The 23514-nt window shown below is 62.7% G+C and carries 21 protein-coding genes and 1 tRNA gene; 5 read left to right on the top strand and 17 right to left on the bottom strand.

The annotated features are described in order from the left end of the window. Positions 1-42: 42 nt before the first annotated feature. From VJX68_RS06755 to VJX68_RS06730, 6 genes are all read right to left on the bottom strand, one after another. Entirely contained in the window at positions 43-2271 is a 2229-nt protein-coding gene (locus tag VJX68_RS06755) for a sensor histidine kinase (RefSeq protein ID WP_324094906.1), read from the bottom strand. A 4-nt stretch (positions 2272-2275) separates the two neighbouring features. Continuing rightward, positions 2276-2488 (bottom strand): DUF2905 domain-containing protein, encoded by a 213-nt coding sequence (locus VJX68_RS06750; protein ID WP_324094905.1) that lies wholly within the window; start codon positions 2486-2488, stop codon positions 2276-2278. 78 nt (positions 2489-2566) lie between these two features. Next, complete coding sequence (gene fusA, locus VJX68_RS06745; RefSeq protein WP_324094904.1) at positions 2567-4684, bottom strand: elongation factor G; 2118 nt, start codon at positions 4682-4684, stop codon at positions 2567-2569. 95 nt (positions 4685-4779) lie between these two features. Next, a complete protein-coding gene (locus tag VJX68_RS06740; RefSeq protein ID WP_324094903.1) occupies positions 4780-5577 on the bottom strand; it encodes a biotin--[acetyl-CoA-carboxylase] ligase in 798 nt (265 codons plus the stop codon). Positions 5578-5631: 54 nt separating this feature from the next. Continuing rightward, positions 5632-6480 (bottom strand): carboxylating nicotinate-nucleotide diphosphorylase, encoded by an 849-nt coding sequence (gene nadC / locus VJX68_RS06735; RefSeq protein WP_324094902.1) that lies wholly within the window; start codon positions 6478-6480, stop codon positions 5632-5634. 13 nt (positions 6481-6493) lie between these two features. Then, positions 6494-9139, bottom strand: coding sequence for a valine--tRNA ligase (locus tag VJX68_RS06730; RefSeq protein ID WP_324094901.1), 2646 nt, complete (start codon positions 9137-9139; stop codon positions 6494-6496). A gap of 186 nt (positions 9140-9325) precedes the next feature. Here VJX68_RS06730 and VJX68_RS06725 point away from each other — a divergent pair, with 186 nt between their 5' ends. Then, positions 9326-9583: a hypothetical protein gene (locus VJX68_RS06725; protein ID WP_324094900.1), complete on the top strand. Its 258-nt coding sequence runs from the start codon at positions 9326-9328 to the stop codon at positions 9581-9583. Positions 9584-9616: 33 nt separating this feature from the next. On the opposite strand, the gene VJX68_RS06720 is transcribed toward VJX68_RS06725, so the two are convergent. Further along, positions 9617-9699 (bottom strand) — tRNA-Leu (locus VJX68_RS06720). Between the two features lie 117 nt (positions 9700-9816). On the opposite strand from VJX68_RS06720, the gene VJX68_RS06715 reads away from it, so the two are divergent. Together VJX68_RS06715 and VJX68_RS06710 are read left to right on the top strand one after the other, a co-directional pair. Next, positions 9817-10524 (top strand): class I SAM-dependent methyltransferase, encoded by a 708-nt coding sequence (locus tag VJX68_RS06715; RefSeq protein ID WP_324094899.1) that lies wholly within the window; start codon positions 9817-9819, stop codon positions 10522-10524. Next, positions 10521-11366 (top strand): glycosyltransferase family 2 protein, encoded by an 846-nt coding sequence (locus tag VJX68_RS06710; protein WP_324094898.1) that lies wholly within the window; start codon positions 10521-10523, stop codon positions 11364-11366. Before VJX68_RS06715 ends, VJX68_RS06710 begins: the two co-directional genes overlap by 4 nt. 9 nt (positions 11367-11375) lie before the next feature. Here VJX68_RS06710 and VJX68_RS06705 read toward each other — a convergent pair whose 3' ends face one another. Continuing rightward, entirely contained in the window at positions 11376-12500 is a 1125-nt protein-coding gene (locus VJX68_RS06705) for a glycosyltransferase family 4 protein (protein WP_324094897.1), read from the bottom strand. An 86-nt stretch (positions 12501-12586) separates the two neighbouring features. Between VJX68_RS06705 and VJX68_RS06700 the strand changes: the two genes are divergently transcribed. Next, positions 12587-13945 carry a zinc-ribbon domain-containing protein gene (locus VJX68_RS06700; RefSeq protein WP_324094896.1) on the top strand — a complete coding sequence of 453 codons (1359 nt, stop codon included), beginning with the start codon at positions 12587-12589 and terminating at the stop codon, positions 13943-13945. An 8-nt stretch (positions 13946-13953) separates the two neighbouring features. Here VJX68_RS06700 and gcvH read toward each other — a convergent pair whose 3' ends face one another. Next, entirely contained in the window at positions 13954-14343 is a 390-nt protein-coding gene (gcvH, locus tag VJX68_RS06695; protein WP_349255890.1) for a glycine cleavage system protein GcvH, read from the bottom strand. Between the two features lie 207 nt (positions 14344-14550). Between gcvH and ald the strand changes: the two genes are divergently transcribed. Further along, positions 14551-15657, top strand: coding sequence for an alanine dehydrogenase (gene ald / locus VJX68_RS06690; protein ID WP_324094894.1), 1107 nt, complete (start codon positions 14551-14553; stop codon positions 15655-15657). 6 nt (positions 15658-15663) lie between these two features. Here ald and VJX68_RS06685 read toward each other — a convergent pair whose 3' ends face one another. The 8 genes from VJX68_RS06685 to VJX68_RS06650 form a co-directional block, all read right to left on the bottom strand. Further along, the gene (locus tag VJX68_RS06685; protein WP_324094893.1) at positions 15664-16458 is read right to left on the bottom strand and encodes a hypothetical protein; all 795 of its coding nucleotides are present in this window, start codon (positions 16456-16458) and stop codon (positions 15664-15666) included. Next, positions 16455-18248, bottom strand: a complete 1794-nt coding sequence (aspS, locus tag VJX68_RS06680; protein ID WP_324094892.1) for an aspartate--tRNA ligase — start codon at positions 18246-18248, stop codon at positions 16455-16457. The genes VJX68_RS06685 and aspS overlap by 4 nt, the downstream gene beginning before the upstream one ends. Positions 18249-18308: 60 nt before the next feature. Beyond that, positions 18309-19574, bottom strand: coding sequence for a histidine--tRNA ligase (gene hisS, locus VJX68_RS06675; RefSeq protein WP_324094891.1), 1266 nt, complete (start codon positions 19572-19574; stop codon positions 18309-18311). Positions 19575-19581: 7 nt separating this feature from the next. Continuing rightward, positions 19582-20457, bottom strand: coding sequence for a polysaccharide deacetylase family protein (locus VJX68_RS06670; RefSeq protein WP_324094890.1), 876 nt, complete (start codon positions 20455-20457; stop codon positions 19582-19584). Between the two features lie 105 nt (positions 20458-20562). After that, positions 20563-21723, bottom strand: a complete 1161-nt coding sequence (locus VJX68_RS06665) for a thiolase family protein (protein ID WP_324094889.1) — start codon at positions 21721-21723, stop codon at positions 20563-20565. A 76-nt stretch (positions 21724-21799) separates the two neighbouring features. After that, the gene (locus VJX68_RS06660; RefSeq protein WP_324094888.1) at positions 21800-22240 is read right to left on the bottom strand and encodes a Zn-ribbon domain-containing OB-fold protein; all 441 of its coding nucleotides are present in this window, start codon (positions 22238-22240) and stop codon (positions 21800-21802) included. A gap of 151 nt (positions 22241-22391) precedes the next feature. Next, positions 22392-22847 carry a DUF1772 domain-containing protein gene (locus VJX68_RS06655; RefSeq protein WP_324094887.1) on the bottom strand — a complete coding sequence of 152 codons (456 nt, stop codon included), beginning with the start codon at positions 22845-22847 and terminating at the stop codon, positions 22392-22394. 43 nt (positions 22848-22890) lie between these two features. After that, a partial coding sequence (locus VJX68_RS06650) for an enoyl-CoA hydratase/isomerase family protein (protein WP_324094886.1) occupies positions 22891-23514 on the bottom strand: 624 nt, incomplete at its 5' end.

The following is a 23514-nucleotide window of genomic DNA, read 5'->3' as shown; positions in this document are numbered from 1 at the left end:
TCTCCGGGAAGCGCGTTTCGTCGTGCCGCGGTAAGGATCGCATCAGCCGGTAGCCTTTGCGAATTGCCGCATCTTAACAGGAAATTCGACGACAAATCTACTTCCGCACGGCCGGTTGTCGGTCACGCGGACGAAGCCGTGATGGTCGGTGACGACCGCAGAAACGATCGCGAGGCCGAGGCCCGTGCCGCCTTTTTTGCTCGAGTAGTACGGCTCGAAGATGCGCGTGCGCAGGCGCGGATCGATGCCGGGGCCATTGTCTGCGACTTCGAGAGTTACGAGCGAGTTGTCGGAAAGCCGGTGACTACGCACCTCGATCTGCGGGCGAGCGCCGTTGTGATTGATGGCGGTCACAGCGGCGACGGCGTTGTCCAGCAGGTTGACCAGCGCGCGCTTCATCGCGTCGCGATCGATCGGGATCAGCGGAATCGCGGGGTCGAGCGCGAGCGCGAACTCGACGTTGGGATTGGCCTCGCGGAAATTCGCGACGGTCTCGCTGGCGAGCGCGTTGATGTCGCCGGGAACCGGATTCAGATGAGGCATCCGCGCGAACGCCGAAAACTCGTTGACGAGCCGCTTCAGATCTTCGACTTCGCCTATGATCGTTTTCGTGCATTCCTCGACCAGCGTCGATTCGATTCCCGGGCGCGCGCCGAGTTGGCGCCGGAGCCGTTCGGCCGAGAGCTGGATCGGCGTCAGCGGATTCTTGATCTCGTGCGCGATTCTGCGCGCGACTTCGCGCCACGCCTCTATCCGCTCGACCTTGGCAATCTGGCTCACGTCCTCGAAGAACAGCACCGTTCCGGCCGGCTCGTTGGGAGCGTCGCCGAGCGGGCTTGCGGTCATCATCAGCTCGGTTTCGCTGGCCGCGATTTCGAGCTTGATCGTCGAGCGGGCTTCGCGCGGACGGGTTGCGAAGGCGAACACGTCGTCGAGCACGCGGGCCAGCGCGGGCGGGAAAGCGCCCTGGTAGCTGCGGCCGATGACGTCGGCGGCGCGGAGGTCGAGGAGCCGCTCGGCGCATGGATTGATCGTCGTGACGGCGCCGTCGTGGTCCAGGCCTACGACGCCGGCCGACACGTTGCGCAGGAGCGTCTCGGTGTACTGGCGGCGGCGCTCGAGTTCGGCGGCGGACGCGCGCAGATCGGCCGTCATCTGGTTGAAGGAATCCACAAGGTGGCCGATCTCGTCGTCGCCCACGGCGGGGATGCGGAAGTTGAGATCGCCGCCGGCGATCGCCTGCGTGCCGCGCGCGAGCAATTTGATCGGGCCGGTGATTCCGCGCGAGAGAAATATTCCGAACCAGCTCGCCAGCGTGACTACCACGAGCCCGATCAGCACCAGCGTCAGCAGGTAGCTGTTCATGATGGGTTGGCGAAGGATTCGGAGCTGGAAGTAATCCTCGGAGACGCGTGAGATGTTGCTCGCGCGCGTCGCCAGGCTCTGGGGCAGGTAGTAGTCGACGAGCAACGCCCCGAGCACGTTGTCGGTGTCGCTCGAGACGTAAATCGGCGCGGAGCCGCGGATCACGTCGGCGCTGCCGAGGCGGTCGGTGCGCGTGAGCGCCTGTCCCTTCAGGGTTTGCGAGATGATCGGCGAATCTGGTGACGCGCCGATGCCGGTGGGCGTCTTGGGGCTGAGGTCGATGAGCAGCAGTTTGCGGTCGGCGGAGAAGACCTCGATAGTGCCGAGGTTGTATTCCTCCTGGCGCTTGTTGATGAACGCCTTAAGGTCGTCGCGCTTTTGCGGCGCGAGCAGGCCGCGCGCCGAGATCTCTCCCGCCAGCACGCGGGCGAAATGCGACGCGTTGTTGGCCGAGTTCAGATAGTAGGTCTTCGCGATCTCGAGCGAGTCATTGAGAATCTGCTCGTACTCGGGATTGAACCAACTGTTGATGTCCGCGTGGAGGAAGACGCCCGACACGTAGAGCAGGAACGCGCTGGGGATTAGCGCGACCGCGATGAATCCCGAGACCAGCCGGACCTGGAATTTCGAGCCGATCAAGCCGCGGCGGCGCTCGAAGATGACCTTCGCAAGGTTGCGTCCGACCAGGAACAGCATCAAGCCGAGCAGCAAAAAGCTCAGGTTGAAGAGCGAGATGACGGCGAGGTTGGAGACCAGCGAGGTGTGACGCGTGAGCGGCGGCAGCTCGGTTTGCGCGAATACGAACGCGACGAGCGTAGCGCCGGCCACGCCGACGGCGATCAGCTCGCGGCGGCGCCGCTTGCGCTCTGCGAGCCGATGCGGACTTACGGATTTTTGCGCTGCCAATTCGTCAACGCCTCATCAGCGAGAACAGCAAGGTCGCGGCGATGCTGATCAGGATGCAGGTGGCGAGCGGGAAGTAGAAGCTGAAGTTGCCGCGACGGATATAGATGTCGCCGGGCAGTTTGCCGAGATACGGCACCGACGACAATCCCCACAGCGTCAAGCCCACGACCACGATCGCGACACCGGCGAAGACCAGGCTTTTTCCTATCGGCGCCATCGCATTGCTGACCCAAGCCCGATTGTACAAGACAGGCGGGCCTTACAATACAAGGGTGCCCCGCCCTGCTCGCCGGTCCTATGCGTGCGCGTGGGCGTGCGATTTGGCGCCGGCGGCCTCGCGCGCCGCGAGCGTCTCCCTGATTATCTTTTCAGCGACCGGAGCCGGAGCCTCTTCATAGTGCGAAAAGTGTTGCTCGAAGGAGCCGCGGCCCGACGTGATCGAGCGCAGGTCAGGCGCGTACTTCAGCACCTCGGACATCGGCACCTGCGCCTTGATCACCTGGCCATGCCCCTTGCTGTCCATGCCGAGAACTTTGCCGCGGCGCGAGTTCAGATCGCCAATCACGTCGCCCATGCACTCGTCGGGACATGCGACTTCGATCGCGACGATCGGTTCGAGGATGATCGGCCGGGCTTTTTCCAGCGCCGCTTTGAGGCCCATCGAGGCCGCGATCTGAAACGCCATGTCCGACGAATCGACGTCGTGATAGCTGCCGTCGAACACGGTGACTCGCACGTCCACCATCGGATAGCCCGCCAGGAATCCTTCGGGCAAAGTGTTGCGCACGCCCTTCTCGACCGACGGAATGAAGTTGCGCGGAATAACGCCGCCGACGATGTTGTCGACGAACTCGAAGCCCTTGCCGCGCGGCATCGGCTCGATCTTCAGCCAACAATCGCCGTATTGCCCGCGGCCACCCGACTGGCGCTTGTACTTGCCCTGCGCCTCGGCGCGTCCCTTGATCGTTTCCTTGTAGGGAACCTTGGGCGCTTGCAGCTCGACGTCGACGTTGAATTTCCGGCGCAGCTTCTCGACGGTGATTTCGATATGCATCTGGCCGGTGCCCGACAAGATGATGTCGTGGGTCTGCGGATCGCGATGCATCTCGAGCGCCAGGTCCTCTTCGATCAGCTTCTGCAACGCGGCCGACGACTTCTCCTCGTCGCCCTTGGTCTTGGGTCGAATCGCAAAAGAGATGACGCCATTGGGCCGCGTCAGCGGCGGCATCACGAGCACCGGCGCTTTCTCGTCGCATAGCGTGTCGCCGGTAGTAGTGTCCTTGAGCTTGGCGACGGCAACGATTTCGCCCGCGATCGCGTTGGCAATGGGAGATTGCTTTTTGCCCTCGAGCCGCAGCAACTGGCCGAAGCGCTCCTTCGTTTCGCGCGTCGAGTTGAACACGGCAGCGTCGGTCTGAGCGCGGCCCGAAATAATCCGGAAGATCGAGAGCTTGCCGGCGAACGGATCGATAATCGTTTTGAATACCAGCGCGGCGAACGGCGCGGCCGGATCGGCGGGACGGCTAACAGGCTCGCCCGTGGTGGGATTCTGGCATTCCACGGGCGGACGCTCGTTGGGCGCGGGCAGATAAGTCGTAACGGCGTCGAGCAGCGGGCCGATGCCGATATTTTTCGCGCCGGAGCCGCAGAAAACGGGCGTGATCTTGCGCTCGACCACGGCCGCGTGCAGCGCGGCGCGCACTTCGGTGTCGTCGAGAGTGCCCTTGTCGAGATATTTTTCGAGCAGTGCGTCGTCGGTCTCGGCGACCGCCTCGAACAGCGCGGTGCGTGCAGCTTCAGCGCTGGCTTTCAACTCCGCCGACAGTTCTTCTTCCTTGAATTTGCCGCTGGTGTCGGCGTAGGTGAGCGCCTTCATCGCGAGCACGTCGACGACGCCCTTGAAGCCGAGCTCCTCGCCAATCGGGATTGTCAGCGCGACGGCGCGCGCGCCGAGCACTTTCTCGAGGTCTTTCATCGCGGCGTCGAAACTGGTGCGCTCGCGATCGAGGCGCGACACGAATGCGATGCGCGGTAGCTTCAGGTCTTCGGTCGCGGCCCAGATTTTTTCCGATTCAACTTTGGTGTCGGCGCCCGGGCTGATCAGCATCACGACGCCGTCAACCGCGCGCAGAGTCGTGAGCGTCTCGGGCAGGAAGGCGGTATAGCCGGGAGTGTCGGCGAAAATTACTTCAGTCTTCTTCCAGTTGAGATGATTGAACGCGGAGCTGATCGAAATGTGATGCTTGATTTCTTCCGGCTCGAAGTCCATCGCGGCCGAGCCGTCGTCGGGCCGTCCCAATCGCGGCACCGCGCCCGCCGTGAAGAGCATCGCGTCGGCGGCCTGCGTCTTGCCGGTCCCGCCCTGCCCCACTAGTGCGATTGTTCTAAGCCGTCCGATTTCCTCCACTGCCATGGAGCTTACCTCTCAGCTTGCCCGCCCGGGACCGGCGCCGATTTCAGAGCGCCGCGCCCCGATCGATGCGGTTATTTCGCGTTCGTTACATAAACCTACTCGTACGCCCCCTCCACGCTCACCTCACCCGCGACAATTCGCTCGACGCGGTCTCCGATGTCTAGCAGCAGCGCACCAGTCGCGTCGATTCCTTTCACGACTCCCGACTGACGCCTGTCGCCGTCCATGATCGCGATGCGCTTACCGGTCAGGGCCGAGAAACGCTCCCATGCCGGGCGAACCGCGTCGAAGCCGCGCGTCAGGGTTTCCATATAGCGAGAGTCGAGCAGATAAAAAAGCGAATCGGCGATCGCAATCCGGTCGCATGCGTGGCCCGTCGCGATACGCATCGAGGTCGCCTTGTCACGCAAGTCGATTGGGATGTCGTCCGCGGCGAGATTGATGTTGAGGCCGATGCCGAGCAGCACGCAGTCGAGATTCTGGCGCGCGTCGGTGACCGCCTCGGCGATGATGCCACCGGCCTTGCGCCCGCGCAGCCACACGTCGTTTGGCCACTTGAGCGCGACGACACCCGGCGCCGCGCGCTCCAGCGCCTCGGCTGCTGCGATGCCCGCGACCAAGCTCATGCGCGGCACGTCGGCGAGCGGAATCGGCGGGCGGAGAATTATCGTGGTGTAGAGATTGACGCCGGAGGGCGAATGCCACGTGCGGCCCATTCTGCCTCGTCCCGCGCTCTGACGCTCGGCAATTACCGCGGTGCCCTGATCGGCACCGCTCGCCGCCAGCTCGCGCGCGGCTTCCTGGGTGGAATCGATCTCGTCGAAATAATGAATCCGCCAGCCGATCCTGCCGGGCGCGCCTCGTTCGATAGCAAGATATGGATTCTGAGGCATTACTTTAAGTTATCACCGCGGCCGTTCGCGTCGGGCGCGCACGGCGCCCGCCAATCAGACCGCGTCAATTCTCATGCTGATATCCAGGAATCGCGCCGAATGCGTCAGCGCACCGACGGAAATCAGGTCGGCGTCCGCCTCCGCGATCGCGCGGACGGTCTTGAGCGTTACGCCGCCAGAAACTTCGAGCTGAACTTTCGGTCCCGCGAGCGCACGCGCTTTACGGACGTGCTCGAGCGTCATGTTGTCGAGCAGGATCGCGTCGGCGCCGGCTTTAAGTGCTTCTTCAACTTGCGCTAACGTCTCGCATTCGATTTCGATTTTGAGCGTATGCGGCGCAACCCGGCGCGCGCACTCGATCGCTTTCGTCACCGTGCCTGCCGCCGCGATATGGTTCTCCTTGATCAACACGCCGCTGTCGAGGCCCAGGCGATGGTTGTGCCCGCCACCGATGCGGACCGCGTACTTCTCGACGACGCGCAAACCGGGATGAGTCTTGCGCGTGTCGATGATCTTCGCATGCGCGCCCGCCACCGCATCGACGAACGCTCGCGTCGTGGTCGCGATTCCTGAGAGGAGCTGCACGAAGTTGAGCGCAGTGCGCTCGCCAATCAGCAATCCCGCGAGCTTGCCTTCGATTTCCGCGAGCACACTGCCAGCTTTCATCTCAGTGCCTTCAGGCGCGAGTGCGAGCATTCGCGGTGCGGCCCCCGCCTGCCGCATCACGGGCTCGATCAGAACTCCGCCGGCGAGAATCATCCGCGGTTCTTTGACGGTGATCCTCGCGCGGCCCATCGCACCCGGCGCGACGGTCGCGGCGGTCGTGATGTCGCCCTGCCCCACGTCCTCGGCAAGCGCGCGCTTGATGAGTTCGGTGGGATCGAATTGCTTGAACAGTTCCACTGATACCTGGTTCTCAGGCGCGTTCTTCCAGTTGGCGCAGTTGTTCGCTGAGCAACTTTCGCTGGGCTTGCAGGCCTTCGAAGCGTTGAGCGACTTCAACTCGCGTTTCTGGATCGGCCTTCGTCATGAAGCGGGAATCATTCAAGCGCGCTTCGTGCTGAGCGGCATGCTTGCCGACCTCGTCGAGCTGCTTCTGCAACTTCTGGCGTGCGACCTGAAAGTCGTAACCGTCGGGCGCGTCGACTCCAACGTCCGCCCACGCCAGGTGCGCAAATACCGCGCGATCTCCCGACGCATCGACCTTCAAGGCTTCGAGTTTCGCGAGCGTCATCGCATAGGATCGCCACGTCTCCAGCTCTTTGGCATCTCCTGCCTTGATCACGGCTGTGACGCGTTGGCCCGGGTGCCATCCGAGCAGCGAGCGGAGCGAATTGATCGCTTCGGTGGCCTCGATGCAGTGATTCATCGCCAGCTCTTCTGCTGGCGATACCGGATTGTTCGCCGACGGCTCAGGATACTTCGCGATTGGCAGATGCGCCGCGAGATTTTGCTCGTCGATGTAGGGGCGAATCACTTGCCAGATTTCTTCTGAGACGAACGGCATAAACGGATGCAGCAGGCGCAGCATCTTGTCGAATACGTTGATCAGTACCCATCGCGCCGCCGCCTGACGCTCGCCGCCGGCCTTTAGCGGTTCCTTGGACAGCTCGATGTACCAATCGCAGAACTCGTGCCAGATGAACTGGTAGAGCTTCATCGCGGCGACGTTGAATTCGTAAGCGTCGATCGATTTGCTGACTTCGCGAATCGTGTCGTCGAGGCGCGACAGAATCCATCGCTCGGCTAGTCCGAGGTTTGCGATCTCTACTTTCGGCAGCGGCTGCGGCGCGCCTTCGAGATTCATCATCACGAAGCGCGCGGCGTTCCAGATTTTGTTTGCGAACGCTCGCGACGCGGCGAATCTGTCGTGCGACAGGATTACGTCGCGACCCTGCGCGGCCAACTGCGCCAGCGTGAAGCGGACCGCGTCTGCCCCGTACTGATTCATCAAGTCGAGCGGGTCAACGACGTTGCCCTTCGACTTGGTCATCTTCTTGCCGAGTTCGTCGCGCACCAGCGGCGTGATGTACACGTCCCTGAACGGGACTTTGTCGGTGAACTCGAGCCCGAACATCATCATGCGCGCGACCCAGAAAAAGATGATGTCGAATCCCGTCAGTAGCAGGCTGGTGGGGTAATAGCGCGCGAAGTCTGGTGTGTACTCGGGCCAGCCGAGAGTGGACATCGGCCACAGGCCCGAGCTGAACCAGGTGTCGAGTACATCGTCGTCCTGGATGATGTCTGAGCCGTCGCACTCTGGGCATCGCGACGGGCGTTCGGCGGCGACAATCAGATGGTCGCATCGCACGCATCGGTAGGCGGGAATCCGATGGCCCCACCAAAGCTGGCGCGAGATACACCAGTCGTGGATGTTTTCGAGCCAATTGAAAAACACGTTCTCCCATCGCTTTGGATGAAAGGTCGTGTCGCCCCTGCGCACCGCCTCGATCGCGCGATCGGCCATCGCGCGCATGCTCAGGAACCACTGCTCTGAGAGCATCGGCTCAACGACGGTGTCGCATCGCGAGCACACGCCGACCGAGTGCCTGTACGGCTCGATCTTCTCGAGCAGCCCCGCGACCTCGAGGTCCTTGACGATTTGCTTGCGCGTGTCCTCGCGCGACATTCCGCGATACGCGCCCGCGTTCTGGTTCATGTGCGCAGTGCCGTCGAGGATCGAAATCTGCTCGAGGCCGTGACGCTTGCCCAGTTCAAAATCCACGGGGTCGTGTGCGGGCGTGACTTTGAGCGCGCCGGTGCCGAATTCGCGATCGATCGCGGAGTCGGCGATGATCTTTATCTCGCGCCCCATCAGCGGCAGACAAATCGTCTTGCCGACGTACGACTTGTAGCGCTCATCGTCGGGATTCACGGCGACGGCAGTGTCGCCGAGCATGGTCTCGGGCCGCGTCGTCGCGATCGTTATCGCGCCCGTGCCGTCGGCGAGCGGATAGCGTATGTACCAGAGGTTGCCCTGCACATCCTTGTGATCGACTTCGAGATCGGACAACGCCGTCTCGCATCGCGGGCACCAGTTGATTAACCGCTTGGCGCGATAGATAAGACCTTTGTTGTAGAGATCGACGAATACCTTAGTCACCGCGCTCGAAAGTCCCGCATCGAGCGTGAAGCGCTCGCGGCTCCAGTCGCACGACGCGCCGAGCCGGCGCAACTGATTGAGGATTCGATCGCCGTAAGTCTCGCGCCATTCCCACACGCGATTCACGAATGCGTCGCGCCCGAGCTGATGCCGGTCCTTGCCCTCTTTCGCGAGGTCCTTCTCGACGGCGTTCTGCGTCGCGATTCCGGCGTGATCGGTGCCGGGTAGCCACAGCGTGTTGTAACCCTGCATCCGGCGCGTGCGCACGATGATGTCCTGGAGCGAGACGTTGAGGGCGTGGCCGAGATGAAGCTGGCCGGTGACGTTCGGCGGCGGAATAACGACCGAGAAGACTTTGCCCGGCCGCGCGGGGTCGGCCTTGAAGTATCCGAGATCGATCCACTGCTGAAACCATCGCTCTTCAGCGGACTTCGAATCGAATGTCTTGGGCAAATCCACCGGTATCGCTCCGTCGAAAAAAGGGCGCGGCGCGCCCTTCGCTCAAATCATATTGTCCTGCCAGTCGCCTCTCAAGCGCACGACCCGACGCAGCGATCTACGGCTTGTAAAGTCGAGCCGCTTAATAATATCGTGCGCATGCTCGTATTGGGGACGGGCTGTATTCAACCGCGGAGGAGAGATTTCATGGCTGACGCGCTTCGTAAACTGGGGATGGCTGCCGCGCTGGGAACCTTGATTCTTGCGGGTGGAATTTCGGGTTGCAGCTCGATGTCCACCGACCACGTTGATTGCAACGTCGTGAAGCTGCAGACGGAATCGGGTCGCTCCGACGCCGAGATCGCCTCCGCCATCGGCGCCAGCGAAGCGGATGTCGCGAAATGCCATGGGCCGGAAAAGTCCGGCAACAAAACCTCGACCGACGCGGTTCCTTCGGGTTATTGAGCACGCGGCGACCGCCCGGCTCTATTGAACTTGTGCGAGAGAGGGGACTTGAACCCCTACGAGCTTGCGCTCACAAGGTCCTGAGCCTTGCGCGTCTGCCATTCCGCCACTCTCGCGTTCGAGGCAAGAGTATAGCGTTTAACCGGCTGATGATTCCAATTCAAGACGGGATTCCAAACTTTTGGCGGCCGTCTTGAGCGCGCGGCGCTGGTGCAACACAATCTGCGGTTACGATGAGTGAGCGAGTTCGCGGCGCGATTGCGCTAGCGCCGGCCTTGGGGGCGGGGGCGTCGTCGCTCGCGCTGGACTTGAGTGCGGGCGACGGGCTTTCGAGCCGGCTGCTTGCTGAGCGCGGATGGCGCGTAGTTTCGACCGAGTATCGCACGCGCAAACCCGGCTGGATTGCAATCAACCTCGACAACGACCTCCCACTTCGCAGCGCGAGCTTCGACCTGGTGGTGATGCTCGAAGTGATCGAGCATCTCGCCGACATCCCGCACATACTCGGCGAGATCGCGCGCGTAATGCGGCCCGGCGCCGTCGCGATCGTCACCACGCCCAATCGCCTGAGCGTCAGCTCGCGAATACATTACCTGCTGAGCGGCTACTACAAGGGACGGCGCGCGCCGCTGGCCTACAAATATCGCGTCGCGGACGGGCGCAACTGGCACGTGATGGGCCTCAACGACCTGCATTGGATCGCCTGGGGGGCGGGATTGCGGATGGACGCGATCGGGCGCAGCAGGCGCAAGATGCGCTCGCGAATCCTCGCGCCGATTCTGTGGCCGTTCATCGCGGCGTTCTCGTGGATGCTCTACGGGCGCGTAAAGGATCCGGTGCAGCGCAAGATCAATCGCGAGCTGCTCGGCTTCATGACCAGCGCGAGCCTGCTGATGGACGAAAACATCATCATGCGATTTCGCAAAATTGAAAAGCGTTGAAGACCTCGATCATCGTTGCGACTCACAACCGCCCCGACTCGATTCGGCGGCTAGTCGCGAGCCTCGCGCCTGAACTCGCGACTGGTTCGCGCGAGATAATCATTGCCGAGAATGGCACGCTGTCGCCGATGCGGCACCCGCTCGAAACATCTCGGCTCAAGCATCTGCACGAACCGCGCGCCGGAAAATGCCGCATCCAGAATCGTGCAATCGCTGATGCGTCAGGAGAGATCCTGGTTTTCCTCGACGATGATTTGGTCGTCGCGCCGGGTTATCTCGAGGCGGTCGATCAGTTTTTTGATACCCATCGCGAGTTCGCCGCAATGGAGGGGCGAATCCTCGCGGCCGAAGATCCCGAAAAAAAAGTCGGGCCGATGGCGGTGTACCTCGATCTGCCGATCGCCGACCACGGCGAAGAAGTAGTTGAGGTGCGCGGAGTGCTCGGTGCGAACATGGCTTTTCGCGCAGAAGCGCTCAAGCAAGTTGGACCCTTCGATGAGCGCCTCGGTCCGGGCGCGTGCGGGCACGAGGAAGAAACCGAGATGTCGCAGCGGCTTCGGCGCGCGGGCTTTCGAATTGGGTACGCGCCAAAAGCGCTCGTCTATCACGAAGTCGATCCGTCACGCGCGAATCGCGAACGATTCATCAGAATCGCGCGCGAGCGCGGTCGCTGCCGCATGCTGCACGAGAAGCATTCCGCCGCGGACGTGATTTCGAAGAATGCGATCGCATGGGTGCGGCTGCGAATTGCGCAGCTCACGGGCGCGGGCATCCCGCGAATCGCGCGCGAGGAGCGCCGGCTCGCAATCGCACGTGGGATGTTCGACGGCCTCGGCGGCTGAAGACGCGCCCTACCCTATCGATTCGAGTAGCGCATTCAGTTCGCTCGCGTAGCGCGACCAGGTGAATTTTTCGGCCGTCGCGCGGGCTTCGGCGGCGAGACTCGCGGGCGCGTCGAACAAGGCCCCGAGACGAAGCGCAACTTCACCCACGTCGTCGGGATTCTCGACTCGAAACCCGCGCATCGAGGGTGGGATCAACTCCGCGACGCCCGAGAACGCGCTGGTCATCGCGGGCAATCCGCTGGCCATCGCTTCCATCACGACATTGCCGAACGGCTCGAACAGTGACGGCATCGCAAAGGCGTCGGCCGCGTGGAAAATCTCTTCGACGTTGGGCTGAGGACCGGTGAAGACCACGCGCGCGCCGACGTTCAGGGCGCTAGCGCGGCGCGCGAATTTGTCGGTTTGTCTATCCGCGCCGACCACCAGCAGGAATGCGCCGCCGGCGACCAGCGGCCATGCTTCGATGAGGAATCCCAATCCTTTGCGCGCGAAGCCATTGCCGACGAAAGCGACTACGCGGGCGCTGGCCGGCACGACAAACTTCTGGCGGATAGCTGCGCGCTCGGACGGATCGGCGGCCGGCCGAAAGCGATCGAGATCGACGCCGTTGTAAATCGTGAGCGCTTTTTCAGGCGCGAGGCCGAATTCCCGAATCAGATCATCGCGGACGAAATTCGACACCGCGATCGCGCGCTTCAGGCTGGGACTGCGGAACGCCTGGCGCTCGACGAGCATCTGCACCTGATGATACGGGCTGAGGCGCATCGCAGTCGCACTCAGCGCGCCACGCCACTTTCGCGCCGCACGGAGGTAACTGGCATGCGCACCGCCGCCGGAGCGCATCACGTCCGCGCCGACGCATCGCGCGAAGCTCAGCACCAGGTCGGTGCCGGCACGGCGCGCCGCGGGCGCGGCCGTCCATGCGAATCGGATCAACGACAGCGCACGTCCCAGCCTTGGGCCGACGCCGACTCGACGAACATCCCAGTCCCCGGTCGCGCCCCGGATCTCTTCGGCAAAAATCGTAACCTGATGCCCCGCCGCGCGCAGGCCTTGCGCCGTAACGATCAAATCACGCTCGGTGCCTCCGCCCGCGCTATCGAAACGGCGCGTCAGGATCGCTATCCGCATTGCGCGACGCTCCACGGTGCCGGTGTCAAAAGATGCGCGACCCCTTGCCGTGTGATAATTTTCTGCGCGGGATGTGAGGTGGGGAAATGATCGAAATTCAATGCACCAGTTGCCACACCCGCTATCGGATTGACGAGCGGGTCCTGCCTGACGATACACCGACCTTCAAGTGCTCGCGATGCGGACACGTGTTCAATGCGGACCCGATGCCGGCAAGAGTGCGGAAGCCGGCTCCACAAGCGGCCGAGAGTGAGTCGCGGCCAGCGCGCACGATTCGCCCCGCGCGGCCGCGCCCGAGCGCGCTCAAGTCGCAAGTCGAGAGCGACGTGGTCAAACGCGCGGAATCGCGGCCGATTGCGCCCGTACCCGAGCCGGAGGTTCGCGTCCAGCCGGTTCAACCGCCGGCTTCGGATCAGCGCGAGTCTGTCGAGCGAAAGATGCCTGAGCCGCCGTCCGCGGAACCGGAAGTTCGACGTGAAGAAGTGCCGGGTGAAGCCGAGGCCGACGATCCGCTCAATCGCACCTTCGGCGACCGCGAGCAGAAAGCCGACACCGGCGAAAACCTGAGATTCGATTTCAGCGACGAGCGCAAGGAAATCAGCGACACGCCGGATGAGCGCGAGCTCGAGCGCGCCGAACCTGACGACGGCGGATGGCAGGTGGGCGACGTGCCGGATGAGTTCGAATCCGCGCCGATTCGGCCCGCGCAGGCCATGATGGAAGAGCCGGAACCAGCCCCGCGTCCCGCGCCCATTCCGGTGCGTCGCATGGCATCTCCGCTGCGCGCGGAGGCACCCCGATTCGCGCAGCCGTCGCCCGCGAAGGCCGCGGGATTCCAGCTTGGCCAGGTCGACGACAGTGCCGACGCGGTATCGCCCGGCGCGCCTCATGCGTCGGGATTTTTCCTCGCGATGTTTTTCTTCGTGGCGATCGGTTTCCTCGGTGCGAGCGCGCTAATCTGCGACGAGCCCGCCGCCAGCGCGCGCATCCTCAGCCAAGCCCCGCAACTCGGCGGCTACTTCGCGCGTCCGATTGTACCCGCGATGCTGGTGTCGCTGCATGACGTCAGCTCGAAGTATTACACGCTCAAGGGCGGTCATGTCGCGCTGGTAATTACGGGCAACGCACAGAACGTCGGAACGCGACCGCTGCACCTGGTCGAGATCGCCGCGAACCTGATCGGCGACAACGCGCATCCGCTCGCCAGCCAGAGCGTATACTGCGGCAACGAGCTTTCGGCGCAGATGCTCGGTGAGATGACGCCGCGCGAAATCGAATTCTCTCAGGGCTTGAGTCCGCAGAAGCCGTTCGTGATGGAGCCGTCGGCGTCGGCGCCGTTCCTGATGGTGTTCATCGATCCTCCAGCGGGGGCGGGCAAAATCAGAATCGCGGTGTCGAAGGCGGTCGCTCCCGATTACGTCGCCGCGCCTGAGCCGCCGGTGTAGAGGCGCGATTATTCCTTCTCGCGCGCGAGCAGCTCGGTGTATTCTTCGGCGTCCATCAGGTCTTCGAGATCGCTCATGTCGGTGATCTTCACCTTGATCAGCCAGCCGTCGCCGTACGGATCTTCGTTGACGGTCTCTGGGCTCTCGGGCAGGTCTTCGTTGATCTCGATGACGGTGCCGGTGACGGGCGCGTAGATATCCGAGACGGCCTTGACCGACTCGACGACGCCGAACGGATCGTCCTTGCTAATCTTGTCGCCGACCGCGGGCAATTCGATGTACACGATCTCGCCCAACTGGTCCTGCGCATGATCGGTAATTCCAACGGTCGCGACGCCGTCCTCAGTCGCGACCCATTCATGCTCTTTCGAATATTTGAGCCCCTGCGGGATCTCCATGACTCCTCCCGAAATCGTGAGCGGCGCGCGTTTTGCGTCCATCTCGCGCCAGGCCGATCGCGATCGCATCCAACTTCATGAAGCGCAGCGGCGCGAGTTTTGTCAAGTTCCAATTCGCACCATCGCGGGCATCGATGATCCGCGCGACTCTTGACTGTCGCGCGTCGATGGCGTTAGCGGTCGGGCGGATGCGGAGGAATTGATTGCATGAATGTTGGAATCCCCACTGAAATCAAATCCGACGAGCGGCGCGTGTCGCTGACTCCGGCTGGTGTTGCCGCGCTGCGCGCGCACGGTCATAACGTGACCGTGCAAGCGGGAGCGGGAGTCGGCAGCGGATTTGCGGACAGCCACTATCGCAAGGCGGGCGCATCGATCGTGACTAGTGCGGCAGGCGTATGGCTCCGCGCCGACATGATCCTGAAGGTCAAAGAACCGCAGCCGCCGGAATATCCGCTGATGCGTCCCGGGCAAATTCTTTTCACCTATCTTCATCTCGCCGCTGAACCGCGGGTCGCGCGCGAGTTGCTTCGGCGCCGCGTGACGGCGGTCGGCTACGAAACGATTCAACTCGAAGACTCGAGTCTGCCTCTGCTCGCGCCGATGAGCGAGGTTGCGGGACGCCTGGCAATCCAGGCCGGCTCATGGTGCCTGCAGGCGCGCAGCGGCGGCCGCGGCGTGCTGCTCAGCGGAGCGTCAGGCGTGCGGCCCGGCAAGGTCGTCGTGCTCGGTGGGGGAATCGCCGGACTCAACGCATGCCGGGTGGCCGCGGGCGTCGGCGCCGAAGTGACGATCACGGATATCAATCCAATGCGGCTGCGCTATCTGAGCGACCTGCTTGGCGGGCGCGTGACCACCGTGATGTCGAATCGCGCGACGATAGACGAGGAAGTCACCAACAGCGATCTCGTGATTGGCGCGGTGCTGGTTCCCGGCGCGCGCGCGCCGCGGCTGCTGAGTGCAAAGATGGTGTCGCGGATGCGTCCCGGCGCGGCGATCGTGGACTTGTCGATCGATCAAGGTGGAATCGCGGAAACGTCGGCGCCGACGACGCATGCGCGCCCGACGTTCATCCGCAAAAGCGTTGTGCACTACTGCGTCACCAACATGCCCGCGATGGTGCCGCATACGTCAACCTACGCGCTTACCAACGCGACGCTGACGTACGCACTGGAAATCGCAGATCGCGGGATTCTGGAAGCCGGGCAACACAATCCCGCCGTTCGCCACGGACTCAACATCTTCGATGGCCACGTGGTGCATCCCGCCGTCGCGCAAGCGCTCAAGATGAAGCCGCACTCGCCGTGGGACTAGCGCGTTCTAGTAGATTCCCTGCGGGCCCGTGCTGTAGCGCTGCTGTCCGGACTTCAACTCGCCGTAGCTGCCGGTTTCGAAGCGTTTGACACTTCGCGACAAGTTGAGATCGCCGTGAAGATCGGCGACCGCTTCCTTCACACCTTCCTGTGCGATCTCATGGGCGCGCACCCAACGCCCGGAGCGTTGCACAAAATTGGCAAGGTCAAAGAGATTTTGGCTCAAAGCTGCCTGCGACTTGGCAAACTTTGCCGTCCAGACGACCTGCTTGCTCTTGAGATCGACGAACTTGAGCGAGAACGCGACCGAAGCCGGGCTTGCCGCCGCGTAGTCCGCACCGACGCGTTCCTTGTAACGTTCGACGGTGCCGTAGACTACGCCGTCGGCCGACACGTCGTGGCCGAGCCTGAGCGCATTTTCATCGAGGTTCCCGAGCGTGGTCGGTGGCATCTTCTGCATCGCGTCGTCGACATCCTGCGCCGGGGTCGGCTCCCATCCGCCAGCCAGCGCAACCTGGCTGTAGAGTTCGGCGCTAATCGTTTCTGCGGCTCCTGGAGCCAGCGGCTCGCCACCGCCGGGGGCGGCATCTATCAGCGGCATCACGGCTACACGATTTATTGTGAGGGTTTTGATCGAGCGGACCGCATGCGCCTTAATGTCGCGCTGATTGATCGCGTCGCTCACCGCGCCGGTGGTGGAGTTGACCGCGTCTGCGGCGATGCTGGTGCATCCCGCCGCCAGCCACAGCGCCGATGCCACAAGCGTCAACCGCGCCGATGCAGTAACCCAACGGGCTTTCATGATGTCACCTTGATCGACAGTTCCCTGAGCTGGCGCGGATCGACTTCCGACGGCGCGCCGCTCATCGGGTCGACCGCCTTTTGCGTTTTGGGAAACGCAATCACGTCGCGCAGCGAGTCCGTGCCGCATAGCATCATGCAAATCCGATCGACTCCAAAAGCGATTCCGCCATGGGGCGGCGCTCCGTACTTGAGCGCGTCGAGCAGGAAGCCGAAACGATCGATCGCCTCTTCCCGCGTCAGCCCCAATAATTCAAATACCTTCAATTGCAGCTCGCGGCTATGGATACGAATCGAACCGCCGCCGAGCTCCTGGCCGTTGAGCACCATGTCGTAGGCGAGTGCGCGAGCCTTGAGCGGCGTGGAGTCGAGCATCGCGAGATCGTCGGGATTCGGCGCGGTGAAAGGATGGTTCACCGCGACCATGCGCTTGTCGTCGGCGCTGTAGTCGAACAGCGGGAAATCGACCACCCACAAAAATTTGAGCTCGGCGGATTTGTCGAGCCCGAACTTCGCGGCGAGCTGCAGGCGGATGTCGCCGAGCACGGGGCGCACCTTATCGGGCGGCCCCGCGACCATCAGCAGCGTGTCGCCGGCTTTCAGAGCCGACGCCGCAGTAGCCGCCGCTCTCTCGCCGTCGCTCAAGTACTTCGCGATCGGTCCCTGCCATCCGCCGTCGCCCACTTTTGCCCACGCCAGTCCCATCGCATGGCGCGATTTCACCGACTCGGTAAGCTGGTCGAGCTCGCGGCGGCTCAGCGTGTGATTCGAAGTGACGTTTATTCCATATACCGATTCGCCGCGCGCTAGAATTTCGGCGAACACCTTGAACGAAGTGCCCGTGAATGCGGTCCTGAGATTTTTCAGCTCGAGGTCAAAGCGCGTGTCAGGCCTGTCGATACCAAAACGCTCCATCGCCTGGGCATACTGCATCCGCGGAAACGGCGGCTTGACATCGACGCCTAGCACGCTCCCATAAATGGAAGCGATCATCCCCTCGGCGATAGACTGGACATCTTCGGGCCGCGGGCATGTCATCTCGATATCGATCTGGCTGAACTCGGGCTGGCGATTCGCGCGCAAATCCTCATCGCGGAAACATCGCGCGATTTGATAGTAGCGATCGAGTCCGCCGATCATCAGAATCTGCTTAAGCAACTGCGGCGATTGCGGCAGCGCGTAGAACTTTCCGGGGTTGACGCGGCTCGGCACCAGGTAGTCGCGCGCGCCTTCGGGCGTCGATTTGAAGAGGATCGGAGTCTCGACCTCGATAAACCCGTTTTGGTCGAGATGGCTGCGCACCGCCCGCAGCGCCTGATGGCGCCGGCGCAAATTGCTTTGCATCTCGGGGCGGCGCAGATCGAGATAGCGGTACTTAAGGCGGACTTCCTCGGCGGTCGCCTCGCCGTCGGCAATCTGGAACGGCACCGGAGCGGATGCGCTCAGAGTCTCGAACGCGCCGACTAGGATTTCGATTTCACCGGTCGGAAGCTCGGCGTTGACGGTGCCCTCGGCGCGGCGCACGACCTTGCCCTTGACCGCAACGTAGAACTCAGAGCGCACGTCGCCGGCAGCCCCGTGCGCGGCGGCATTGTGCGCGGGATTTAGCACGAGCTGCACGATTCCGTCCCGGTCGCGAAGATCGATAAAGATCAGCCCACCATGATCGCGCCGCGTCTGCACCCATCCCCACAGCGCAACCTCGCGGCCCACGTCGGTGGCGCGAATCGTGCCGCAGTAATCGGTTCGAGGCCACGGCGGCAGCGGAGAGTATTGTTCAGATTTACCCATTACAGTTGAAATTTATCACGTCGGTCGAAGAATACCTGTGCCAAGGAGCGTACGAAACAGTCAGTGTCCGCGAGCGTCGGCGATCGCGCTGGCCGCCTCTGCCGCGACGACTTCGCGCTGCGTGCTCTGTTTCAGGTCGCGGAGTTGCACGACGCCGCGCGCCAATTCGTCGTCGCCGATAATCACTGCGAAGCGCGCGCCGATCTTCGACGCGCGTGCGAGCAGCGTTTTCATCTTGCGCTCCGGCGACAGCATCTCGACGTTCAGATTTGCGGCGCGCAGATCGCGCGCTACGACAACCGCATGACGCGTCGCCGCAGGACCCATCGAAATTATTGCGGCATCGGGTGTGACGGCTGGCAGCACGCCGGCAGCTTCCAGAGCCAACGCTATGCGATCGACGCCAATCGCGAAGCCGATTCCCGCGACCGCCGCCCCGCTCATCGCCTCGACCAGCCCGTCGTAACGTCCTCCCGCAACGACCGTGCTCTGCGCGCCGAGACCGCCCGCCATCACCTCGAACGCTGTGCGCGTGTAGTAATCGAGGCCTCGCACCATCCGCGGATTGACGGCGTACTGGACGTTCGCGGCGATCAGGAGTTCCTTGACCCTGTCGAAGTGCGCGCGGCATTCGTCGCACAGGTAGTCGAGGGGGTTGGGCGCGGACGCCGCGAGCTTCGCATCGATTTTGCAATCGAGCAGACGCAACGGATTGCGGTCGATGCGGTTGTGGCAATCGTCGCAAAGTTGGTCCCAATGCTCGCGACCCCATTGGAGGAGCGCCTCGCGAAAGGCAGGCCGGCATTTCTGGTCGCCGATCGAATTGATTTCCGTCGTGAACGGAATTTTGAGATCGCGACAAAGCTCATCGATCATTATCAACAGCTCGGCGTCGCAGGCCGCGTCCGGCCTGCCGAATACTTCGACGCCGAACTGATAGAATTGGCGATAGCGGCCCTTTTGCGGACGCTCGCGGCGGAACATCGGACCCGAGTAGAACAACCGCTGCTCGGGCTCGGTGCGATCGAGCCCAGCCTCGATGTAGGCGCGCACCACACCGGGCGTTCCCTCGGGCCGCAGCGCGACTACGGTTTCGCCTTCGTCGCGGTCGGTGAACATGTACATCTGCTTCTCGACGATATCCGACGTTTCGCCGGTCGACCGCAGGTAGAGTTGCAAACGCTCCAGCACCGGAATTCGTATCTCTTTGATTGAATAGCGCTCGAAGAGCGCACGAGCACGCCCCTCGACCAGGCTCATCGCACGCGCGTCGGCGCCGATTAGATCTCGAAACCCCCTGAGTCGTGTCAGTTCCAAAATTGTCACGCTGCTTTCAATTCTTGCCGCGCATCAGGTCGCGCAGTTCGCGGAATCCGACGAGTTGGACGCGTTCATCCGCGACAAGCTTGCGCACCTTCTCGGAAGTGAAGTACCGGAAGTCGGCCTCGCGCTGGAAGGCGTCGCGCGCGCAGCTCTTTAGCTCGTCACGCGCGAGCGCGGGATGACACAAAATCTCGGTCACGCCCGGCTTCAGCGTGCGAATGAGATTGGTCCAGTAGGACTCGGTTTCTGGCACCGTCGGCGGCCCGCTGAATACCAGGTGATCGGGCGTGACGACTCCGAACGCGTCGAGCTGATCGAGAATCGCGCCCATCCCTTCGATGCCAATCCGGCGGCGCGACGCCAGCCTGATCGGCAGGCGATAGTCGTTGGCCAGCCGCGCGTAAATCTCGTGATAGTCGGCGCGCAGTTGCAGCGTGCCCATGTGCGAATCGAGATGTGTCACGTCGATTCCCGCCGCGAGCGCCTTTTCGATTTGCGCGCGCAGCTCCGCCTCAGCCTCGTCCAGACGCGCATGCTCGTAAACCTGCGCGACGGTTTGCCACAGGTACCCGCGCTCATCGACGAGAGACGGCATGGCGCGCCGCGCCATCACCGGTCCCCATTTGTAGCTGTCCCATTCGGCGGTGAGCGTGAGATGCACGCCCAGATCGGCTTCAGGATTGCTCCGCGCGAAGGCGGCCGCCTCCTCGAACCACGGGCACGTGACCAGGATCGTCGAGGACGTGAACACGCCTTCCTTCAATCCTCGCATCACTCCTTCGTTTTGATCGTGGCACATCCCGAAGTCGTCGGCATTGAGGATGAGCGCGCGCGCATCCACCGCATAGCCGAGGCGTTCAGCCGTCGATTTTTCCTGGTTCGTCATTTTGTCGATCCGGTCCGTCAAATTTATCGGCCTGATCAGGAAAGAAAAAGGGCCGCCTTTTTGGGCGGCCCTCTCTCGAAGTGCTGATTAGGCGTTGTTCCTGAATTATACCGTCAGGATATGGATCGTGCAGGCGGAACCCAGCCCGATTACGTGGGCTTGGCCCGCCTTGGCGTTGGGCACCTGGCGTTCCTTCGCCCGATCGTCCTGCGTCAGGTGCCAGACCACTTCGCAGATATTCGCCACGCCGGTCGCGCCGAGAGGATGCCCCTTGGAGAGCAGTCCGCCCGAAACGTTGACCGGATCATGACCGCCGAGGCCCGGATGCACGCCGCCGCCCGAGTCGATGAACTTGCCGGCTTCGCCATCGCCGCACAGTCCGAGGTTCTCGTAATGCACCAGCTCCGCAGTGGCGAAGCAGTCATGCAATTCGGTAAGCGCGATGTCCTTGGGTCCGATGCCGGCCTTCTCGTAGGCCTGCTTCGACGCGCGCCGCGTGAGTGTGCTGACGTCGGGGAGCGTGAGGTCGCGATCGGTCCAAGGATCCGAGGTGAGCACGGAAGCCGCGACCTTCGCACGCTTGCGGCCGCCGGCGAGCTGTTTCAGCTTGTCCTCGCTGACCAGAATCGCAGCCGCCGCGCCATCACCGGTCGGGCAGCACATATACAGCGTGTTGGGATACCCGACCATGCGCGCATTCATCACGTCTTCGAGCGAGACTTCGTTGCGATACTGCGAGAACGGATTCTTCGTCGCATGCTTGTGCGATTTCACCGAGATTTTTGCGAAGTGCTCCATCTTGGTGCCGTACTTGCGCATGTGCTCGATGCCCGCCTGGCCGAAGACCGCCGGCATCAGGCCCGAGCCGAGCTTGCCCTCGGTCAAGTACGCGGGATCGCCGCCACCCGCGCCGCCGAGTAATCCCGCCTTGCCCATCTGCTCGACGCCGACCGCCATCGAGATGTCATACATCCCGGCCGCGACGGAAATGTACGCCTCGCGAAACGCGGTCGAGCCGGTGGCGCATGCGTTCGAGACGTTGATTACCGGGATTCCGGTCTGGCCGATTTGCTGCAGGATTCTCTGCCCGACCATCGCGTTGGACTGGTAGAGATTTCCGCAGGCGAACATCTCGACGTCCTTGATTCCGATTCCGGCGTCCTTGAGCGCGAGGATCGCCGCCTGGCCGCCGAGTTCCGGAACGGTCTTGTCGGGATAGCGTCCGAATTTGATCATCCCGGTTCCGAGAACATAAACATTTCGCATCTTGATTCCTCCTGGCGGCCCGGCCCGAAGCGCAGGTCCGTCGTAAAAGTTGTCCGCGTGCGCCCGCGAAGGCGCCCTAATTTTTACTCGGCTGGTACGAAAAAGCTACTACGTCGTGCCCTTCGCGATCCTTGGCCGCCACGCCGGTCACCAACTCGACCGGCAGATTGAAAATCTTGTTGGGTTCCTTCTGCGCCTGCTCGGGATCGACGCCGGTCAGATTGGCGCGGACGCTGACGCCCTCGGGCAGATCGACGATCGCCGTCACGTACGGCGTCTTGATCCCCGGGAACGACTGGTGCACGACCGAGAACACGTAGACTTTGCCCTTGTCGGACAACGCCAGCGGTTGAAACTTGTCAGTCTCGCCGCATTTCGAGCATGCGACGCGTTTTGGATCGAGATAGATTGCGCCGCATTCGCACTTGATGCCTTCGAGATGCGGCTTGGGTCCCAATTTCAGCCATGGAACAATTGGGCGCGGTCCAGTGTCAGTAGCTTGAGCCTGCTCAGCCATGAAGATCCTCCGAACGATTCAATTTAATATAAGCACGCGATCAGAACGACAACGCCGCCTAATGCGGCGGCGCTTGCTTCTGTATTGGCCGGAGTTTCCCACAGGGGCGGAAGGTCGTCAACCCTCGCGCAGGCAGCGGAAACGGCGTGATTTACCTGTCGACGCCAACGCTCAGGACCAGAAGGGCGAACGCGACAATCAGCCCGCCGGTTCTTATCCAATGATAGAGATCCCAACGATGCTCCTGAGCTTGCCAGTCGTCAGGCAAGGCTTCGGGCGTCCATTTCATTACCCGGTTGTTGAGGGGCACCGGACCGACCAGAGAAAACACGACGGCGACGACCTGGATAGCGGCGGCAACTGCAGCCAACTGCCACGCACGCTCGTTCAGATTCGCGAAAGGCAGCAGCAATAGAAGGTTGAGCAGGGTCGAGCCTCCCATCCAGAACGGCATCACCTGTCCGAACAACTTCGCGAACGACGCGCGCATCGGGATGTGCACTTCCGGCGATTGGCGGTTGAACGCGGGATGCGCAAAGACGGCGACGTTGAGCTCGCTGCCACACATCAAGCCCAGCGACACTACGGCCAAGATCTTCAGCGTCATGATTGAGCTGAACAGCCGGAATCAGGAACCGGCCTCACAGCCTCTACTTATGCTGCCATTTGGGCGGCCGCTTCTCGACGAAGGCGCTCGTGCCCTCGACGCGATCGGCGCTGCCGAAGACTACGCCGAACGCCTCCTGCTCGAAGCGCAGGCCCGCGTCCTCTTCCATCGTGAAGGCGGCTCGCAGCGCGGCTTTCGCCTGGCGGAGTGCGACGGCCGATTTGCTCGCTATTTTCTCGGCCAGTTTGCGCGTCGTTTCGGTAAGCTCGCCCGGCGCGACGACCTGGTTGACGAGTCCCAGCTCCAGCGCCGTCTTCGCGTCGAACATGTCGCCGGTCATGATCAGCTCGCGCGCCTTGTTGTGCCCGATTCGATGGGGCAGCCTTTGCGTGCCGCCGAAACCGGGGATGAGCCCCAGGTTTATCTCGGGCTGCCCGAAGCGAGCTTTGTCGCTCGCGACGATCAGATCGCATGCGAGCGCCAATTCGAGGCCGCCGCCGAGGGCGAAGCCGTTGACGGCCGCGATGACGGGGATCGGCAGGTCCTCGAAACTCTCCATCACGCGATGGCCGAGGCGCGAGAAATCGAGGCCGTCGACCGCCGACATTTTCGCCATCGCCGCGATATCCGCGCCCGCGACGAAAGCCTTGTCGCCCGCGCCGGTGAC

The organism is Binatus sp. (SeqCode) (genome assembly GCF_035272065.1).
Classification (GTDB): domain Bacteria; phylum Desulfobacterota; class Binatia; order Binatales; family Binataceae; genus Binatus.
Note: the sequence above shows the minus strand (reverse complement) of the source record. Positions and strands in the feature narration are given on the sequence as shown.

Excerpts from the sequence above, each read along its gene's own strand:
- VJX68_RS06750 (WP_324094905.1), bottom strand. The coding sequence starts at position 2,488 with ATGGCGCCGATAGGAAAAAGCCTGGTCTTCGCCGGTGTCGCGATCGTG.
- fusA (WP_324094904.1), bottom strand. The coding sequence starts at position 4,684 with ATGGCAGTGGAGGAAATCGGACGGCTTAGAACAATCGCACTAGTGGGG.
- VJX68_RS06740 (WP_324094903.1), bottom strand. The coding sequence starts at position 5,577 with ATGCCTCAGAATCCATATCTTGCTATCGAACGAGGCGCGCCCGGCAGG.
- VJX68_RS06725 (WP_324094900.1), top strand. The coding sequence starts at position 9,326 with ATGGCTGACGCGCTTCGTAAACTGGGGATGGCTGCCGCGCTGGGAACC.
- VJX68_RS06715 (WP_324094899.1), top strand. The coding sequence starts at position 9,817 with ATGAGTGAGCGAGTTCGCGGCGCGATTGCGCTAGCGCCGGCCTTGGGG.
- VJX68_RS06705 (WP_324094897.1), bottom strand. The coding sequence starts at position 12,500 with ATGCGGATAGCGATCCTGACGCGCCGTTTCGATAGCGCGGGCGGAGGC.
- VJX68_RS06700 (WP_324094896.1), top strand. The coding sequence starts at position 12,587 with ATGATCGAAATTCAATGCACCAGTTGCCACACCCGCTATCGGATTGAC.
- gcvH (WP_349255890.1), bottom strand. The coding sequence starts at position 14,343 with ATGGAGATCCCGCAGGGGCTCAAATATTCGAAAGAGCATGAATGGGTC.
- ald (WP_324094894.1), top strand. The coding sequence starts at position 14,551 with ATGAATGTTGGAATCCCCACTGAAATCAAATCCGACGAGCGGCGCGTG.
- VJX68_RS06685 (WP_324094893.1), bottom strand. The coding sequence starts at position 16,458 with ATGAAAGCCCGTTGGGTTACTGCATCGGCGCGGTTGACGCTTGTGGCA.
- aspS (WP_324094892.1), bottom strand. The coding sequence starts at position 18,248 with ATGGGTAAATCTGAACAATACTCTCCGCTGCCGCCGTGGCCTCGAACC.
- VJX68_RS06670 (WP_324094890.1), bottom strand. The coding sequence starts at position 20,457 with ATGACGAACCAGGAAAAATCGACGGCTGAACGCCTCGGCTATGCGGTG.
- VJX68_RS06665 (WP_324094889.1), bottom strand. The coding sequence starts at position 21,723 with ATGCGAAATGTTTATGTTCTCGGAACCGGGATGATCAAATTCGGACGC.
- VJX68_RS06660 (WP_324094888.1), bottom strand. The coding sequence starts at position 22,240 with ATGGCTGAGCAGGCTCAAGCTACTGACACTGGACCGCGCCCAATTGTT.
- VJX68_RS06655 (WP_324094887.1), bottom strand. The coding sequence starts at position 22,847 with ATGACGCTGAAGATCTTGGCCGTAGTGTCGCTGGGCTTGATGTGTGGC.